This window comes from Bacillus sp. FSL M8-0025, assembly GCF_037975475.1.
GTDB lineage: Bacteria > Bacillota > Bacilli > Bacillales > Bacillaceae > Bacillus > Bacillus subtilis.
The window spans coordinates 2,703,938-2,719,962 of the sequence record NZ_CP150258.1 but is presented as its reverse complement, the minus strand read 5'-3'; the positions used below and the strand labels follow the sequence as shown (position 1 = coordinate 2,719,962).

21 protein-coding genes, 1 tRNA gene and 1 pseudogene are annotated in these 16,025 nt (G+C 41.9%); 20 read left to right on the top strand and 3 right to left on the bottom strand.

Annotated features, from left to right (window positions below):
* Positions 1-2: 2 nt before the first annotated feature.
* From MKX38_RS14055 to MKX38_RS14005, 11 genes are read left to right on the top strand one after another with little or no spacing between them, the layout of a single operon-like run.
* On the top strand, positions 3-359 hold the full coding sequence (locus MKX38_RS14055) for a hypothetical protein (RefSeq protein WP_032722280.1): 357 nt from the start codon (positions 3-5) through the stop codon (positions 357-359).
* Positions 346-1,311 carry a hypothetical protein gene (locus MKX38_RS14050; protein ID WP_041850224.1) on the top strand — a complete coding sequence of 322 codons (966 nt, stop codon included), beginning with the start codon at positions 346-348 and terminating at the stop codon, positions 1,309-1,311. The genes MKX38_RS14055 and MKX38_RS14050 overlap by 14 nt, the downstream gene beginning before the upstream one ends.
* A complete protein-coding gene (locus MKX38_RS14045; RefSeq protein WP_041339442.1) occupies positions 1,311-1,658 on the top strand; it encodes a Gp138 family membrane-puncturing spike protein in 348 nt (115 codons plus the stop codon). Before MKX38_RS14050 ends, MKX38_RS14045 begins: the two co-directional genes overlap by 1 nt.
* Positions 1,655-2,011, top strand: coding sequence for a DUF2634 domain-containing protein (locus MKX38_RS14040; RefSeq protein WP_169058002.1), 357 nt, complete (start codon positions 1,655-1,657; stop codon positions 2,009-2,011). Before MKX38_RS14045 ends, MKX38_RS14040 begins: the two co-directional genes overlap by 4 nt.
* Positions 1,995-3,179, top strand: a complete 1,185-nt coding sequence (locus MKX38_RS14035) for a baseplate J/gp47 family protein (RefSeq protein ID WP_339187461.1) — start codon at positions 1,995-1,997, stop codon at positions 3,177-3,179. Before MKX38_RS14040 ends, MKX38_RS14035 begins: the two co-directional genes overlap by 17 nt.
* Positions 3,176-3,805 carry a hypothetical protein gene (locus MKX38_RS14030; protein ID WP_339187458.1) on the top strand — a complete coding sequence of 210 codons (630 nt, stop codon included), beginning with the start codon at positions 3,176-3,178 and terminating at the stop codon, positions 3,803-3,805. The genes MKX38_RS14035 and MKX38_RS14030 overlap by 4 nt, the downstream gene beginning before the upstream one ends.
* 13 nt (positions 3,806-3,818) lie before the next feature.
* Positions 3,819-5,060 carry a hypothetical protein gene (locus MKX38_RS14025; RefSeq protein WP_339187456.1) on the top strand — a complete coding sequence of 414 codons (1,242 nt, stop codon included), beginning with the start codon at positions 3,819-3,821 and terminating at the stop codon, positions 5,058-5,060.
* A gap of 17 nt (positions 5,061-5,077) precedes the next feature.
* Positions 5,078-5,539 carry a hypothetical protein gene (locus tag MKX38_RS14020; RefSeq protein ID WP_213400006.1) on the top strand — a complete coding sequence of 154 codons (462 nt, stop codon included), beginning with the start codon at positions 5,078-5,080 and terminating at the stop codon, positions 5,537-5,539.
* Positions 5,529-5,723 (top strand): XkdX family protein, encoded by a 195-nt coding sequence (locus MKX38_RS14015; RefSeq protein ID WP_213400007.1) that lies wholly within the window; start codon positions 5,529-5,531, stop codon positions 5,721-5,723. The genes MKX38_RS14020 and MKX38_RS14015 overlap by 11 nt, the downstream gene beginning before the upstream one ends.
* Before the next feature lie 39 nt (positions 5,724-5,762).
* Complete coding sequence (locus tag MKX38_RS14010; protein WP_134983620.1) at positions 5,763-6,182, top strand: holin family protein; 420 nt, start codon at positions 5,763-5,765, stop codon at positions 6,180-6,182.
* A gap of 45 nt (positions 6,183-6,227) precedes the next feature.
* Complete coding sequence (locus MKX38_RS14005; protein WP_339187451.1) at positions 6,228-7,049, top strand: N-acetylmuramoyl-L-alanine amidase; 822 nt, start codon at positions 6,228-6,230, stop codon at positions 7,047-7,049.
* A 293-nt stretch (positions 7,050-7,342) separates the two neighbouring features.
* On the opposite strand, the gene MKX38_RS14000 is transcribed toward MKX38_RS14005, so the two are convergent.
* Together MKX38_RS14000 and MKX38_RS13995 are read right to left on the bottom strand one after the other, a co-directional pair.
* Entirely contained in the window at positions 7,343-7,825 is a 483-nt protein-coding gene (locus tag MKX38_RS14000; RefSeq protein WP_250540607.1) for a type II toxin-antitoxin system PemK/MazF family toxin, read from the bottom strand.
* 93 nt (positions 7,826-7,918) lie between these two features.
* Positions 7,919-8,251, bottom strand: coding sequence for a YolD-like family protein (locus MKX38_RS13995; protein ID WP_339187448.1), 333 nt, complete (start codon positions 8,249-8,251; stop codon positions 7,919-7,921).
* Between the two features lie 132 nt (positions 8,252-8,383).
* Between MKX38_RS13995 and MKX38_RS13990 the strand changes: the two genes are divergently transcribed.
* The 9 genes and pseudogenes from MKX38_RS13990 (at position 8,384) to MKX38_RS13950 (ending at position 14,934) form a co-directional block, all read left to right on the top strand.
* Positions 8,384-9,907: a recombinase family protein gene (locus tag MKX38_RS13990; protein ID WP_041339462.1), complete on the top strand. Its 1,524-nt coding sequence runs from the start codon at positions 8,384-8,386 to the stop codon at positions 9,905-9,907.
* 31 nt (positions 9,908-9,938) lie between these two features.
* Positions 9,939-10,025: pseudogene (gerE, locus tag MKX38_RS13985) on the top strand (spore germination transcription factor GerE); the annotation flags it as partial.
* Between the two features lie 243 nt (positions 10,026-10,268).
* Entirely contained in the window at positions 10,269-10,709 is a 441-nt protein-coding gene (locus MKX38_RS13980) for a MarR family transcriptional regulator (RefSeq protein WP_003229573.1), read from the top strand.
* Between the two features lie 7 nt (positions 10,710-10,716).
* Positions 10,717-11,535: a glutamate racemase gene (racE, locus tag MKX38_RS13975; protein ID WP_015251521.1), complete on the top strand. Its 819-nt coding sequence runs from the start codon at positions 10,717-10,719 to the stop codon at positions 11,533-11,535.
* A 113-nt stretch (positions 11,536-11,648) separates the two neighbouring features.
* Positions 11,649-12,749: a spore germination protein GerM gene (gerM, locus tag MKX38_RS13970; RefSeq protein WP_021480263.1), complete on the top strand. Its 1,101-nt coding sequence runs from the start codon at positions 11,649-11,651 to the stop codon at positions 12,747-12,749.
* Between the two features lie 110 nt (positions 12,750-12,859).
* Positions 12,860-13,597, top strand: a complete 738-nt coding sequence (gene rph, locus MKX38_RS13965) for a ribonuclease PH (RefSeq protein WP_003246039.1) — start codon at positions 12,860-12,862, stop codon at positions 13,595-13,597.
* Between the two features lie 12 nt (positions 13,598-13,609).
* Positions 13,610-14,206, top strand: a complete 597-nt coding sequence (locus MKX38_RS13960) for an XTP/dITP diphosphatase (RefSeq protein ID WP_015251523.1) — start codon at positions 13,610-13,612, stop codon at positions 14,204-14,206.
* Positions 14,207-14,221: 15 nt separating this feature from the next.
* A complete protein-coding gene (locus tag MKX38_RS13955; RefSeq protein WP_015384295.1) occupies positions 14,222-14,731 on the top strand; it encodes a metallophosphoesterase in 510 nt (169 codons plus the stop codon).
* A gap of 129 nt (positions 14,732-14,860) precedes the next feature.
* Positions 14,861-14,934 (top strand) — tRNA-Arg (locus tag MKX38_RS13950).
* Between the two features lie 63 nt (positions 14,935-14,997).
* Here the strand turns inward: MKX38_RS13950 and MKX38_RS13945 are convergent.
* Positions 14,998-15,819, bottom strand: coding sequence for a YsnF/AvaK domain-containing protein (locus MKX38_RS13945; protein ID WP_339187444.1), 822 nt, complete (start codon positions 15,817-15,819; stop codon positions 14,998-15,000).
* Positions 15,820-16,025: the final 206 nt, after the last annotated feature.

Here is a 16,025-nt window from a genome sequence, read left to right as displayed (position 1 = left end):
GCGTGGCATCGAGAGATTACATTCCTTTTGACAAAGAGGACATACCACAGCAGTTTGAATTTGATTTAGCAGATGACACGTTTATTTTGCGTATCAATTACAACCAGACAGACGATAGTTTCTCACTTGATTTATACGATCAGGACATGGAACCAATCGTGCTGGGTGAAAAATTGATTTTGAACGTCCCTTTGTGGGAAGACATTGTAAACGAGAAGCTGCCGGCACCCTCCTTAATCCCTATGGATGAATCGAATACAGAAACACGGGTTACATACGAGAATTTTATGCAAACCGTGTTTCTTTATATTGATGATGTCTCGGACGATGCGGAGGGAGAAGACGATGGCGACGAATAAAATGCTGTTTGGGCGCGTCGTTAAGGTCACGATAGATAACGGCAGTTCACAAACCACTTTCGATTATAAGGACTTAGAGATTCATTTTGAGGTCCCGTTTGATGATGACTTCAAACCGAATGAAACAAAGGTTGAAATATACAACCTAAGCAAAGATTCAATCAGCAAAATTAAAAAAGGCAGCACTATCACTGTTCAAGCTGGTTATAAAGACGATTACGGTGTTTTAACTATCGGTAAAGTTACCAAGGTGCTGAATAATCGGGACGGTTTGAATAAGGTAACGGCCATCTATTCAAAAGATGGCGATGATTACACCCATATGAAAGTAACCACTGAAAACGCTGATCCTGCTGAAAAATATTACGTGAAAAAGCGGTACAAGCTCGCAAAGCCTGTGGTGACTTATAAAAAAGACAAGAACGGCCGGACATATAAAACGGTCCGAAATTATGGCACTCGAACAGAGGTCAGATACCGTAAGAGATACATGAAAATCACGTTCAAGGCTGGCACAACCTCAAGGCAAATTGTCGATAAGCTTCTGCGTGTGCTTGGTATTAAAGTGAAAAATATCATTCTGCCAAAAAATAAAGTTTATAAAAAAGGCTATCGTGTCACCGGATTGATTGAAAACAATCTTGAAGAGGTCATTCATGATGCTGGGGCAGTCATGTATTATCGGCGCGGCCGTCCTGTTATTCGGCCACTCAGTCAAGGAGATGACGAACGTTTCAAGCTCGAAGAAGCAACAGGACTGGTGGAAACGCCAGAACAATTTGAGGAAGATGATCTCAAAGGGTATAAGGTGAAATGCCTTTTACAGCATCGTATCGCAGTTGCTTCAATCATAGAAATAAACAGCAAGACAGCGAAAGGAAAATATCGTGTGAAAGATGGCTCTCATTCCTTTGATGGTAAAGACTTTTTCACAGAATGTAGGGTGATTTAATGAGTAAAGCGACAAAGTTCTTTGACGGATTCGAACAGCGGATAAAACAATCAATCCATACAACGGCGCCAGCACGGGTTGTAAATTACAATGCTGAGAAACACACTGCCGATCTGAAATTGCTGTTTCAAACCAATGATGGTGAGTACCTACATGAATACCCTTTAATCGAGCATGCGCCTGTTTTGAAACACGTCGAAGCTGATATTAAAGTTGGGTCCTGCGTGTTTGTTTCATTTGCTGAACGTTCACTGGATAACCTGGACGGCAATAAAACCTTTGATCCTGATTCGAGGCGCACACACAGCATAAACGATCCGGTTGTCATAGGAGTGTGGGAAGGATGAAGACTCTCAAACTTAAAGACGGGGATATTTGTTTTGAAAATGGGGAGCTGCAAATGGTTGAAGGGGATGCTGAGCTGGCTCAATCAGTAGAAATGATCCTTAGAACAAGTTTAGGAGAGTTTGAGCTTGATGAACATGTCGGCCTTGATCGCAGCAACATTTTAAGAAAGCAGTTTGATCAAGAAGAGGCGCAATATGACATTATAAATGCCATTTCTCAAGAAGAGCGTATTGCCAGTGTGGAATCGGTGAACTTCTTAATGGATAAAGAGTCTCGCAGTCTTGCAGTGCATGTGAAAATGACAAAAGAGGATGAAGAAACAATTGAGATAGGGGGTGTTGATCTTGCTTGATGAAACGGGCTTTCAACGGCAAACCTATTCCGAGCTTGTTGATAGTATGGAGGACCGGGCTCGGGAACAATTCGGGGAGGATGTAAACACATCCAGTAAAACGCCATTAGGAATTATTATTCGTATCTTTGCTTGGTTTCTGGCCGGCTTGTGGGATATTGCAGAAAGGGTTTATAACAGCGGCTTTGTCAGTAAGTCTGAGGGCGTGCAGCTCGATCGTCTTGGCAGCAACTCGGGTATCACCCGGGAGCCAGCTGCGGAGTCAGTTGTGACTCTGTCCTTTACTGGAGAACCCGGCATCGTAATTGAAGAACAAACTCAGTTTACTACGGAATCAGGCATCTATTTTGAATTGATCGAAGACGTTGTAATTGAGGCTAATGGGACAGGCTCAGGGACGGCTGTCTCGCTTTCTAAGGGCGTTATAAACAATGTTGCGGCAAATAGCATTACCGTGCAGGCAGAGCCCTCAGAGGGCGTGTATTCAGTTACAAATCCGGAACCATCGGCCGGCGGTGCTGACGAGGAAACAGATTCGGAATTCAGGGCACGTATAAAGAAATCTGTGGAAGGCAGTTCAGCATCTACTAACGGAGGTATTATTTCAGCCCTGCTAAACGTTTCAGGCGTCCGTTCAGCGAACATTGTTGCCAATAATACCATGCAGACAGATGCAGACGGTAACCCGCCTAAAAGCATTCATGCTTATGTACTTGGCGGCACAAAAGATGATGTTGCGCAAGCACTGTTTGACAGTGTTGCTGCAGGAATTGAAACGGTTGGAGAGCAAGTTGTTACGATAACAGACGCCAGCGGGCTTGATCATGCCGTCAAATTTGATTTTGCAAGGGAAGTCAAAATATATCTGCAGCTGGATTTAAAAACAAATGCTTCTTTCCCCATTGATGGAGTGAGCCAGATCAAAAACAACCTCGTTTATAAAATCGGGGGAATTGATGCGAACGGCTCTTACTATACCGGCTCACAAATGGGCGATGATGTTATATTGTCGCAGTTATTCAACGCGGTATATCAAGTAGATGGTGTCTCTGATGTAACAATCAAGATGGGGAAAGATGTGACAAGCCTTTCACAGTCAAACATTGAGATTGAACCTAAAGAGGTTGCCCAGGTACATTTTGATGAAATAGTGGTGAATCTCATATGATTAAAGACTTAATAGGAAAGCTGACCGATGCCTTTTTGAAAGATGAAAAGAGCAATATCGGTAAGCTTTTTTTAATTGTCGATGAACAGTTGACAGCACTTAAAAGCGCACTGATTACGGCTGAGAACTGGCGGGATATTGACGCAGCAAAAGGAAAGGCTCTGGATCTACTTGGTGACAACGTGTCGCAGGATCGGGGCCGTGCCACTGATGAAATTTATCGAGTGCTTATTCGCGGCAAGGTTGCCAGAAATGTATCAGATGGCACCACAAACCGGATCATTGAAGCTTTAGCCAAAACACTGAACTGCAAGCCAAGTGAAATACACATTGTCAGCAGCAAGGAAAACAATGAAGATGAACCGGCTGCCATTATCGTAAAAAAGGCACCCATTGAGGCATTGAGCAAAGTTGGAATGAGTGCAACACAGTTTTCGAATATCGTTCAAAAAACAGTAGCTGCAGGCGTGCGGGTGGCTTATGTGGATTTAAACGGAACTTTTCGCTTTTCATCCTCTGCTGATTCTATAGAAACGAGTCAATATGGATTTTCAACAGACGGGACAGACGGGGGAACACTCGGCGGAATCTTTCAGCCTGAAGATGATTACCCTTTACCGATTTAAGGAGTGATTTTATATGCCTTTTACAAAAGAATTACCTGAATGGGGGAACGCCGGGCAGCGGCCCCCGCAGTCCTCCATTGATGAAGGATACAAACCAATGGACCATCCCCCTGCGGATTGGTTCAACTGGTTTCAAAATACCACCTATCAAGCATTGAAGGAATTGCAAGAGATCGGAGCAACGCAGGATGACGTCACTTCTTCTTTAAATAAAGCAAAGTCATATACAGATGAATTGGCTGCCCGCAGAGATAACCCCAACCAAGTCACAAAGGGGCAAGTGGGCTTGGGGAACGTAGACAACGTGCAGCAAGCAACAAAGGCAGAATTCAACACACACAATAACGATTCAACACGCCATATTACGTCCACTGAGCGTTCAAACTGGAATGCGAAGGAAACGACTACAGGCGCGCAAAACAAGGCTGATACAGCCGAAAAAAACGCAAAAACGTATACGGATCAACACATTAATAATAAAAGCAACCCTCATGGAGTGACAAAGGGCCAAGTCGGGCTCGGTAATGTGACCAATGATAGACAGGCAACAAAAACTGAATTTGATGCACATGCAAATGATACTACTGCACATATATCTGCAGCAGAACGCACAAAATGGAACGGTGCTCAACTATCTAAAATTACAAATGATGTTGGAGGGGTATTAGTATCAATTGCTGATACGGACGATTTTTTGGACAAAATTGTGAAAGCAGGCAAGACGTTCGGGACATTTTATTCAACAGGAAAGCCGACAAATGCACCCTCCACCTTATCAACAAGAGGTTTTTTTCATTTCACATCCATTGATAGTAATGGTAACGGAACATTTGGTTATGTCGTGGCCATAGATTATAAGAATAATATGTATTCAAACTATGTTGACGGCAATTTAGGCTGGTCTGGCTGGAAGAGACTTCTTACTGAAAATGATATTGACAATGTCCCGTGGTTAAATGTTCCTTATAAAAACGGAGCAACTTCAGGCGATAGACCACTACAGTATCGAAAAGTTGGGAACACTCTGCACCTCAATGGTCACGTACTTACTGAAAGAGAGATAATTTTTGCTAGTATCCCGTCTTCTAGTGCCCCAAGTAAAGGAGTTGTGAAACTGGTTTCCACTAGCGGCACGACTGGTTACAGCAAGATTATTATATATGCAACTGGTGATATGAAATTAACAGGTGTAATGGCTAAGACTGAGTCAAATGTGAATGGATATTATATTGATTTAGCTGTTCCTCTAACCTAAAGAAAGGAGGGAGAAGTATGAAATTAATATACCCATATGGTGAGGATAAAATCTATTTAGGAAGGCCGATTGAGTTACACCCCGATAGAGAGTCAGGAAGATATATTATCCCGGCAAATGCCACTGATATTCCTCCAGAAATAAATGGAGAAGGGATGTGGCGGCCTTTATTCGATGAGGAAAAACAAACATGGGTTGAAACTGCTGATGAAGAATACAAAGAGCAGCTAAAACAAGGCAGTATTCCTGAAACTAATCCTATAGCAGAGCAGCTTGCAACACTTGGGCAGCAGCTGGCAGACGAAAAACTGGCAAGAAAACAGGCTGAGCTGGCTCAAAATGCTTTAGGCGTACAATTGACTGCGGAAGTGCTAGCAAGAAAAGAAGCAGAAACTTTGAATCAATCTTTAGGTGAGCAAGTTGCATCTTTAAAATTAGATGTTCTCTATTTAAAGGGAGGAATGACAAGTGAATCTTAATTTCTGGGTATTTGCGTTGTTCTACAAATGGGCCACAACAGCCATGGTAAAGCAGGCTATGGCATTTAACGATTGTTCCGTTGATGACTTGAAAGAAGGTGTTCAGGCACAATACATTACACATGACCAATACCAACAAGTAACAGGTCAACCATACGAGGAAACGACAGAAGCCAGTCAATAAGGCTTTTTTATTTTGCCTCTAAGGAGGTGATAACAAGAAATGGAGGAAACGACTGTGTTTATTAATTTTGAAACATTGGATTTAGCGAGGATATATCTGTTTGGAGGTGTGAAATATCTCGATTTATTACTGGTTCTCAGCATTATTGACGTCATAACAGGCGTAATCAAGGCATGGAAATTTAAGAAGCTGCGGAGCCGAAGCGCTTGGTTCGGTTACGTCCGGAAAATGCTCAGCTTTTTGGTGGTTATTGTGGCAAACATTATTGATACAATTCTCAACCTGAACGGTGTTCTCACATTTGGAACCGTTCTTTTTTATATCGCCAATGAAGGGCTTTCTATTACGGAGAACCTGGCACAGATCGGCGTAAAGATTCCGGCTGCAATTACGGACCGACTTCATGTAATTGAAGAAGAAAATAAACAAACAACAAAAGATGAACAAGCTGCTGGGTAAACCAGTGGCTCTTTTTATTTCAAAAACAGAATAGGAGAGATTTTCATGACAATTGCAGTGAAAAAGAACCTTGTATCAGAAGCAAAATACGCTTTAAAATGCCCTAATCCGATGGCCGCGGAATACATCACCATTCATAACACTTACAATGATGCATCTGCTGCTAATGAGGTCAGCTATATGATCGGAAACACAAGTTCAACGAGTTTCCACTTTGCTGTTGATGACAAAGAGGTAAGGCAGGGCATCCCAACAGATCGCAATGCATGGCACACAGGAGACGGCAAAAACGGCACCGGGAACCGTAAGTCTATTGGCGTAGAAATTTGCTACAGCAAGTCAGGAGGGCCTAAATACAGGGCTGCTGAAAAGTTGGCTATCAAGTTTGTTGCTCAGCTGCTTAAAGAACGCGGATGGGGTATTGATCGAGTGCGAAAGCACCAAGATTGGAGCGGAAAGTATTGCCCTCACCGTATTTTAGACGAGGGACGCTGGAATGAGGTTAAAGCGGCTATTGATACTGAATTAAAAGCACTTGGTGGCAAGTCATCCAGCAATAAAACAACTTCATCCAAGGCAGTGAAAAAATCAAGTTCAAGCAAAAAGAAATCATCTTTTAATCTGCCTTCCGGCATTTTTAAAGTGAAAAGCCCATTGATGCACAGCGCTGCTGTTGAACAGATTCAAACAGCGCTGGCGGCATTGCATTTCTATCCGGATAAGAAAGCCAAAAACTTCGGGATTGATAGCTATTATGGACCGAAAACAGCCGATGCTGTCAGACGGTTCCAGCTGATGAATGGTTTAAATCCTGATGGCATTTATGGACCGAAAACGAAAGCGAAGCTTGAAGCTTTGCTCAAATAAGGATAAAAAAAAGCCCTCATGAATTGAGGGCTTTTATATAAATAACCCCTGAGTATGATACCCAGGGTGATTTGCTCGTGACGAGACGAGCGAAGTATAATTTATCATATGCAATTTATCGAAAAAAAACACTAAAATACACTATTATAAAGGAAAAAACCGAATGTTAGATAAACAATCCGGTTTTTTCAGACAGAATCACGCATTCATGAGCGTGCGAATTGTCCATGACTATGATGGACGAAGTATTTGTCTATAATATACTGCAGTTTTGGTGTTTTGTCAACAATCAGTTATGAAATCGTCCAGTTTACTCGTGTAATTATTCTTTTAAAGTCCTCTTTAGAAATTTCGCCTAACTTCTTGTTTAATCTGACCTTACTTACAGCTTTCATTTCTTCAGCTTTAATAGCAGAATCATAAGTCAAAAATGAATATTTTTTTGTGAATAAGAAATAATGACTTCTATATTTGGGAATGTTGGTTCCTTTTCTAAATTTTAAAGTTTTAGATAAAGGCGCAACAATAATATTTTCACCAGTTGAATTGATAGTATTATTTGATAAAACTATCACCGGCCTGTCTTCTCCGATATTTGAGTTTTGTTCAGAGCCTAAATTTTCCCCAAGCTCACACAAATAAATTCCACCTTGGACAATGCCCCTGCCTCTTAAACTTTGTTTGTTTTCAATCCAGTTTTTTGCTAACTCTTTTTTTCTGATGTTCCACTCTTCAAGCTTCTGATGTTTAGTAATCACTAACTGATTTTCTGACAATTTGACCATCCCTTTTTTTAGTATCATTTAATTATAAATGATTTTTAAAATAAAAAGAGAATTAAAGTGGGAATTTATTAAAAAGTCAGTAGGTTATCTCATTTCAACATTTATCATGGAACTTAAATTAATAAAATTTGTATCACCTTTTAAATCCTTCATATGTAACCTCTGTTTCACTTCATCTATGTAATGAACATGTCCTGTTACTTCTTCGATAAAACCGTCTCTGTATACACCAATGACCAGAACCGAGTTGAATTCCATCGCCTCGCAAATAACACGGGCCATATCTTCCAATTGGTATTCATCTAGGATGGGTTTTTCAATTTTTTGGACTTGTTTCTTCCTATTTAATAGCGCTGTCCTTTGCTCAGGCAAAATAAATTTTTGTTCCCATCTTTTATCATAAATACCCTCGTTCATTCTGATCAACTCCTTGAACAAATTATACAAGAACAAATGTTCTAAAATCAACCGGAAAAGTATAGGAGGTTCGTAATCATTATGCTATAATCACACTAAAATGTACCAAATGCAAAATAATGGGGTGGTTTAGTGTTCTTCAAAGAGACAGAAACACAGGAGATCATCAAATATGAAGATTACCCTTATGCAGTTTACGCACGGGTTTCCTCAGAAAAAGATGAACAGGTGACATCAATAGCCAACCAAATTGATATTTGTCATCATTGGATTGAGAAAAATAATTACGAATGGAAAGATGAAGCAATCCAATTAGATGATGGGATAAGCGGGACAGTGCTGCTTGATCGAAAAGCAATGCAACTCATTTTAGATAAGGCGCAAAAAAGAAAGCTGAAGATGGTTGTTTTTAAATCAATCAGCCGGCTTGCACGTGATCTTAAAGATGCCCTTGAAATTCGAGAGGTTTTATTGGCTCACGGTGTAAGAGTTGTGACGCTTGAAGAGGGCTATGATAGCCTATATGAAGGCAAAAACTCAATGAAATTTGAAATGTTTTCAATGTTTGCAGCCCAATACCCTCAAACAATTTCAGTGGCAGCCAGTGGGGCACTAGCAGCAAAAGCCCGCCGTGGTGAACATTCCGGCCGTGTACCTTTTGGATTTAAGAAAGAAGGTAAATTCCTAGCTATCAATGAAGAAGAAGCAAAAGTCGTACGTTTTATTTTTGATCTTCATAATAATCATGGATATGGACATAAAAGGATCGTTCTCAAGCTTAACGAAGAATTGGCACTTGGAAACATTGTAAAGCCTCAAAAGACTGAGTTTTGGCAGCTGTCTACAGTACAAACGATTTTAAAGAATCCTATTTATTGTGGCGTGTTTATTGCCAATAGACATACTCAAGTCAAAATAGGGGGACGGAAAAAATTTATCCGCAACCCAAAAGAAAAATGGACTGTTTACAAAGACTGGTGTCCTAAGATCATATCAGAAGAAGAGTATGAGAAAGCTAATAACAAAGAACACAAGATGCGTAAAAAGCGTTTTAACCCTCGGAATGAGCTACGAGGAATGATGAAATGTGGTGTGTGCGGTTGCAATATGGTTGTGCTACCGTCGTACAAATACAATCAGAAACGTGAGAAGAAAGAGTTTAATTATTTGAAGTGTAGCGCCTACAGACGAGGTGGAACTGCTCTTTGTGTAAATCATGCTCCGATGCAATATAAGGACTTGCGGGCTTTTGTTATTAAAACACTGAAACAAAAGGGCAAGAAGTTAAAACTGGATGTAAAATCTGATTTTGAAGAGCAGAAGAAAAACCGGATCAAGCGAACGAAAATAGAAATCGAAAATGCAGAAAACAAGAAAAAACGTCTAATCGAATTGTACTTGGAAGATCAGTTGATCACTAAGACGGAATTCCAGGCGAAGCGAAAAGAGCTTGAAGAACAAATTGAAAAACTGAACGATAAGCTGTTCATGCTTGAGCGTGAGGAAGAAGAAACAATCGACATATCAAATATTAAGAATGCATTCGCACAGCTGGAAAGAACTGATCAGGATTTATTCGAAGCATTTTCAGCGCTTATTGATAAACTTGTAATATACGAGGATGGAACAGTCGATTTCCATTATAAATTCAAGTGATTATTATTGTTTTAGTTTGCGATAGATATGCATATCAAATGCCATGCAGAAATTGGGTGTGAAAGGGCGTTCGCAAGCCGTTGTTGAGCTTCTTAGAATGGGTGAGCTAGAGCTTTAATCCTTGCCGGTATTCCTTCTTTTAGGAAGGAGCCGGTTATTGCTGTTTGTTGGAACATTCGAAACCATATTTGGAATGCTGTGCAAAACGTAGGCAAGTCATAAAATAAATTTTATTTCTTGATGTTGTTTGACTAAAGTCCTCTATTTCTCTCCTGCGAGTCTTGCATTTTCTTCAAAAAAGAAGGAAAATAGACACGGAACGCTTTTGTGCGTAAGAGATCCTTGAGTGAGGGATGGACAAATGACATCAAAACCTTTGGAGCATGTTGCGGATATTGAAAAGTCACTCCGCCACATTGCCGCGATCATTAAGCAAAAAGGACGAGAAATCCTTAACCAATATGCGATTACGCCGCCGCAATTTGTCGGCTTGCAATGGCTTTATGAATTAGGAGATATGACAATCGGTGAATTATCGGGCAAAATGTATCTGGCATGCAGCACGACAACGGACTTAATCGACCGCATGCAAAAAAATGAGCTTGTTGAGCGGGTCAAGGACCCGGCGGACAGACGTGTTGTCCGGATACATCTGCTGCCTGAAGGAGAACGTATTATCCAAGAGGTCATTACAAAAAGACAGGAATATCTGCGTGATATGTTCGAATCGTTTACAGATGAAGAAATAGCCATCTTCGAAAAATCTTTGATGAAACTGCAGCATGAAATGAAGAGAAAATGAGGCGATTTTGTTGGAACAACCAATAGGAGTCATTGATTCCGGGGTTGGCGGTTTAACCGTTGCGAAGGAAATCATGAGACAGCTACCTAAAGAAAATATTATCTACGTCGGGGATACGAAACGGTGTCCTTATGGGCCGCGTCCTGAAGAAGAGGTGCTTCAATATACGTGGGAGCTGACGAATTATTTACTCGAAAACCACCATATCAAAATGCTCGTGATCGCCTGTAATACAGCAACAGCGATCGCATTGGATGACATCCAGCGAAGCGTCGGTATACCGGTGGTCGGAGTGATTCAGCCTGGTGCGAGAGCAGCGATAAAAGTGACGGATAATCAGCATATCGGTGTCATCGGCACAGAGAATACGATTAAGAGCAATGCGTACGAAGAGGCGCTTTTGGCATTAAATCCTGATCTGAAGGTTGAAAACCTTGCCTGCCCGCTGCTTGTGCCTTTTGTGGAAAGCGGGAAGTTTCTTGACAAAACAGCAGACGAGATTGTCAAAACCTCGCTGTATCCGTTAAAAGATACATCGATTGATTCGCTGATTTTAGGCTGCACCCACTATCCCATTTTGAAAGAAGCCATTCAAAGATATATGGGAGAACACGTTAACATTATTTCGTCCGGCGATGAAACAGCCCGGGAAGTCAGCACGATTCTCTCGTATAAAGGGCTGCTGAACCAGTCTGCGAATGCCCCGGATCATCAGTTCTTGACAACAGGAGCGCGTGATCAGTTTGCGAAAATCGCAGACGATTGGTTTGGTCATGAGGTGGGCCATGTGGAATGCATCTCGCTGCAAGAACCGATTAGAAGATAGTTTTCCCCGCAACGGTATGTTGCGGGTTTTTTCTGTTTTGCCGGAATTCTTCGGTCTATTTCCTAAAGAGGCTCGTATACATAATAGTACAAACATCCTTAGGAGGGAAAAGTATGCTGAAAAAAGGACCTGCAGTCATTGGTGCCACTTGTCTCACCTCTGCCTTGCTTTTATCCGGATGCGGTTTGTTTCAATCTGATAAGGCAGCCGAGGAAATTGATCCGCCTCAAGACGTTACATTCGTGAACGATGAAGCGGGTGCCAATTCAAATACAACAGCAGCCAAAAAAACAGAAAGTGAAAAAAGCGATACCGCAAAAGCGGATCAAGCCTCATCTACTGTCATGAGGGAGCTTTATCTCATTGATAAAAACGGGTATGTTGTTGCGCAAACGCTGCCTCTCCCTAAAAGTGAGAGCACGGCTAAGCAGGCGCTTGAATACCTCGTACAGGGCGGGCCTGTGTCTGAAATTCTTCCGAATGGCTTCAGAGCTGTATTGCCGGCTGACACCACCGTTAACGTTGACATCAAAAAAGATGGAACGGCGATAGCTGATTTCTCTAATGAGTTCAAAAATTATAAGAAAGAAGACGAACAGAAAATCGTTCAGTCTGTGACGTGGACGCTGACGCAATTTAGTTCGATAGATAAAGTGAAGCTGAGAATAAACGGGCATGAACTGAAGGAGATGCCTGTAGGAGGGACACCGATCTCAGATGATTTAAGCCGCAAAGACGGCATTAATTTGGAAACAGCCGGTGTAAATGATCTCACTGCTACCCATCCGCTGACAGTCTACTATTTGGCGGAAAATGAAGACAGTGAATACTACGTGCCGGTGACGAAACGAATCGACAATTCGGAAAAAGACGACATCACAGCAGCCATTAATGAATTGGCTAAAGGCCCAAGCAAGGTGAGCGGGCTGTTAACAGACTTCAGTGAAGATGTAAAGCTGGTCAGCAAACCGAAAATCAAAGACGGGCGCGTGACGTTGGATTTCAATCAATCTATATTCGGCAGCGCCGATGAGAAGACGAAAATGATTTCTTCAGAAGTGCTGAACAGCATTGTGCTCACGTTAACGGAGCAGCCGGATATAAAAGGCGTGTCTGTTAAAGTGAACGGAAAATCAGAGCTGGTAAATGAAAAAGGCGAAAAGCTCACAGAACCGGTCTCCAGACCATCTCAAGTGAATACGGGTAGTTTTTAAATTGGGATTTTTGATATACTAGAAAGAAAGAGGTTAGCGTTCCGGCTGCCTCTTTCTTTATTCAATTCCGGGACAAAAATGGTTTATGTACATACAATCGGAGGTAAAACATGAGACATGACGGAAGACAACACGATGAGCTGCGTCCAATCACATTCGATCTGGATTTTATCAGCCATCCGGAAGGTTCTGTTCTAATAACAGCGGGAAATACTAAGGTAATCTGCAACGCGTCTGTTGAGGACCGCGTACCGCCGTTTTTGCGGGGCGGAGGGAAAGGCTGGATTACAGCAGAGTACAGCATGCTGCCGCGGGCAACAAACCAAAGAACAATCAGAGAATCTTCTAAGGGGAAAATTTCCGGCAGAACAATGGAGATCCAACGCCTGATCGGCCGCGCGCTTCGAGCTGTTGTAGATCTGGAAAAGCTCGGTGAACGGACGATTTGGATTGACTGTGATGTTATTCAAGCTGATGGAGGAACTAGAACAGCTTCCATTACAGGCGCATTTCTTGCTATGGCGATTGCGATTGGCAAGCTGATCAAAGCAGGAACAATCAAGACAAATCCGATCACTGATTTTCTTGCTGCAATCTCTGTTGGAATTGATAAGGAACAGGGAATTTTGTTAGATTTAAATTATGAAGAAGATTCCTCGGCTGAAGTTGACATGAATGTCATCATGACAGGCAGCGGCCGTTTTGTGGAACTGCAGGGAACCGGGGAAGAGGCGACTTTTTCAAGAGAGGATCTGAACGGTCTTCTGGGTCTTGCGGAAAAAGGAATTCAAGAGCTGATTGACAAGCAAAAAGAAGTGCTGGGTGATTCTCTGCCAGAACTGAAATAAAGACAGAAAGGCTTGATCATCATGAAAGAAGCAATTATTGCGACACATAATCCGGGAAAAGTGAAGGAATTCAAAGAAATTCTTGAGCCAAGAGGCTATGATGTCAAATCTTTAGCTGAAATTGGATTCACAGAGGAAATTGAAGAAACAGGCCATACATTTGAAGAAAATGCCATTCTGAAAGCGGAAGCTGTTGCCAAAGCAGTGAACAAAATGGTGATTGCGGACGACTCCGGTCTATCCATCGATAATCTTGGCGGCAGGCCCGGGGTTTATTCAGCCCGCTATGCAGGGGAACAGAAAGACGACCAGGCAAATATCGAAAAAGTGCTCAGCGAGCTGAAAGGTATCGAAAAAGAACAGCGCACCGCCCGTTTCCGCTGCGCACTGGCCGTGAGTATTCCCGGTGAGGAAACAAAAACAGTCGAAGGCCATGTTGAAGGGTATATTGCCGAAGAACCGAGAGGAGAATATGGCTTTGGCTATGACCCAATTTTTATCGTGAAAGATAAAGATAAGACAATGGCTGAACTGACAAGTGATGAAAAAAATAAAATCAGCCATAGGGCTGACGCGCTTAAAAAGCTGTCTAAGCTTTTGGAGGCATAAGGAGGAAGCTTGTACATGAACGTGCTGATTATCAGTGACAGCCATGGGCTTGAAGAAGAACTCCAAACCATTGCGAAACGGCATGAGGCAGAAGTTGATCTCATGATTCATTGCGGGGACTCTGAGCTTGAAACGAGGCATCCTGCATTGGAGCCTTATGCGGTTGTAAAAGGCAATTGCGATTTTGCCGGCGATTTTAAGGACGAGCTTCTACTGACTGCCGGTTCAAGAAAAATACTGGTCACACACGGCCACCTTCACGGTATAAAACAGACCTTGTTAAACGTATACTATCGTGCAGAGGAGCTCGGAGCGGATATTATCTGCTTCGGGCATTCGCACATCGCGGGAAGCGAAGTGCTGCGGGGCAAACTGATGATTAACCCAGGTAGCATCCGGCTTCCGAGGGTGCGCAGGACAGAAAGCTATGCTATACTGACATTAGAAAATGATGCTGCGACAGTCCGTTTTTACGACCAAGCAGGCAATGAAATTGAGGATCTGCAAAACCGAGTCACACTATGAAAATGTCATGAGGAAGAAAATTTTCTTCCTTATGAAAAAAATTCTAAAAAACCGTTGACTTATTATTGCATCCCATATATAATAAATCTTGTCGCTGATAGTTAAAGCGAAAAACAAAAAACAAAACGTGTCCCAGTAGCTCAGCTGGATAGAGCAACGGCCTTCTAAGCCGTCGGTCGGGAGTTCGAATCTCTCCTGGGACGTACCAAAAGAAAAACCTCAAATCCATTTAGGATTTGAGGTTTTTTGTTGTCGGCTTATGATTTTCATTTGTTATTTAACGGATCATCATCCAAGCCGTCAACTTTTCCTTCTTTATTCAGACGAGGTTCTTCTTTTTTCACAGTTTCAGAAATATGTTCATTTTCTTCAACAGTGCGTTTGCCGACAACCACTTCATCAGTGACAACCGGTTTTTTAGTCACTTCAAGCTTTTCCTCAACGATTGGAACTCTGATCTCTTCCGAATCGTTGACGGGAGAAGCATCCGTTTTATTTTCATCCACTGGACGGCGTTCGACATAAATTTCATCATGTCTCACAGGAATGTCCATATCTCTTTTTTCTGTTTTCACTTCTTTTCCTATTTCTACTTCGCCGGTTTGAACGTCTTCCTTATCGACTTTCAGCTGTTCTTCCCGGAGCGGCATCGTTTTTTCTTCTTTCGTTGTATAATCCAATTCATTTGTGCTTGAAAAGCCGCCTGAAAGGGCATTGCCGTTATCAATAGGAGCGATTACATCTGCATCTGTATCGACGGCTACCAGAAGTTTTCCGTCATCCAAATCTTCTTGATACTTGTCTATTTCATCAGTTTTAATATCCAAGTCGGATAATGCTTTGCTGTGTGTAGCAGTATCATCCATTGTGAAATAATCTTTCAGTTTATCGAAAAAAGATTCAGATTCGTCCTGATGTGCATCGATGGCTTGATTGACTTCTGTTCCTGTACGTGACTCCAAATAATCTGTATCTCGCCGACTTGTCACAACAGAAATGTCATCAGAATCATAGCCTTTTGTGAGTAAGCCTTCAATCGCTGCGATGGTTTCCTGCGGGGTATCGTATACACCAACTATGCTTTTCATATCAATCTCCTCCTTTATGAATTTGCATTATATCGTTCATGTCGTTTGTAATTCCCGCTGCTCTTTAAAATAAACAAGATTGAAAACATCCGAGTTTTTTAGAGAAAACTTTAATTAGAATTTCCTGAAAAATGAATATACAGGAAAAGATATGAAAAAATTCATAGTCTTGCCGATATTTGTTTTGTGAAACAATTAAACAAAGG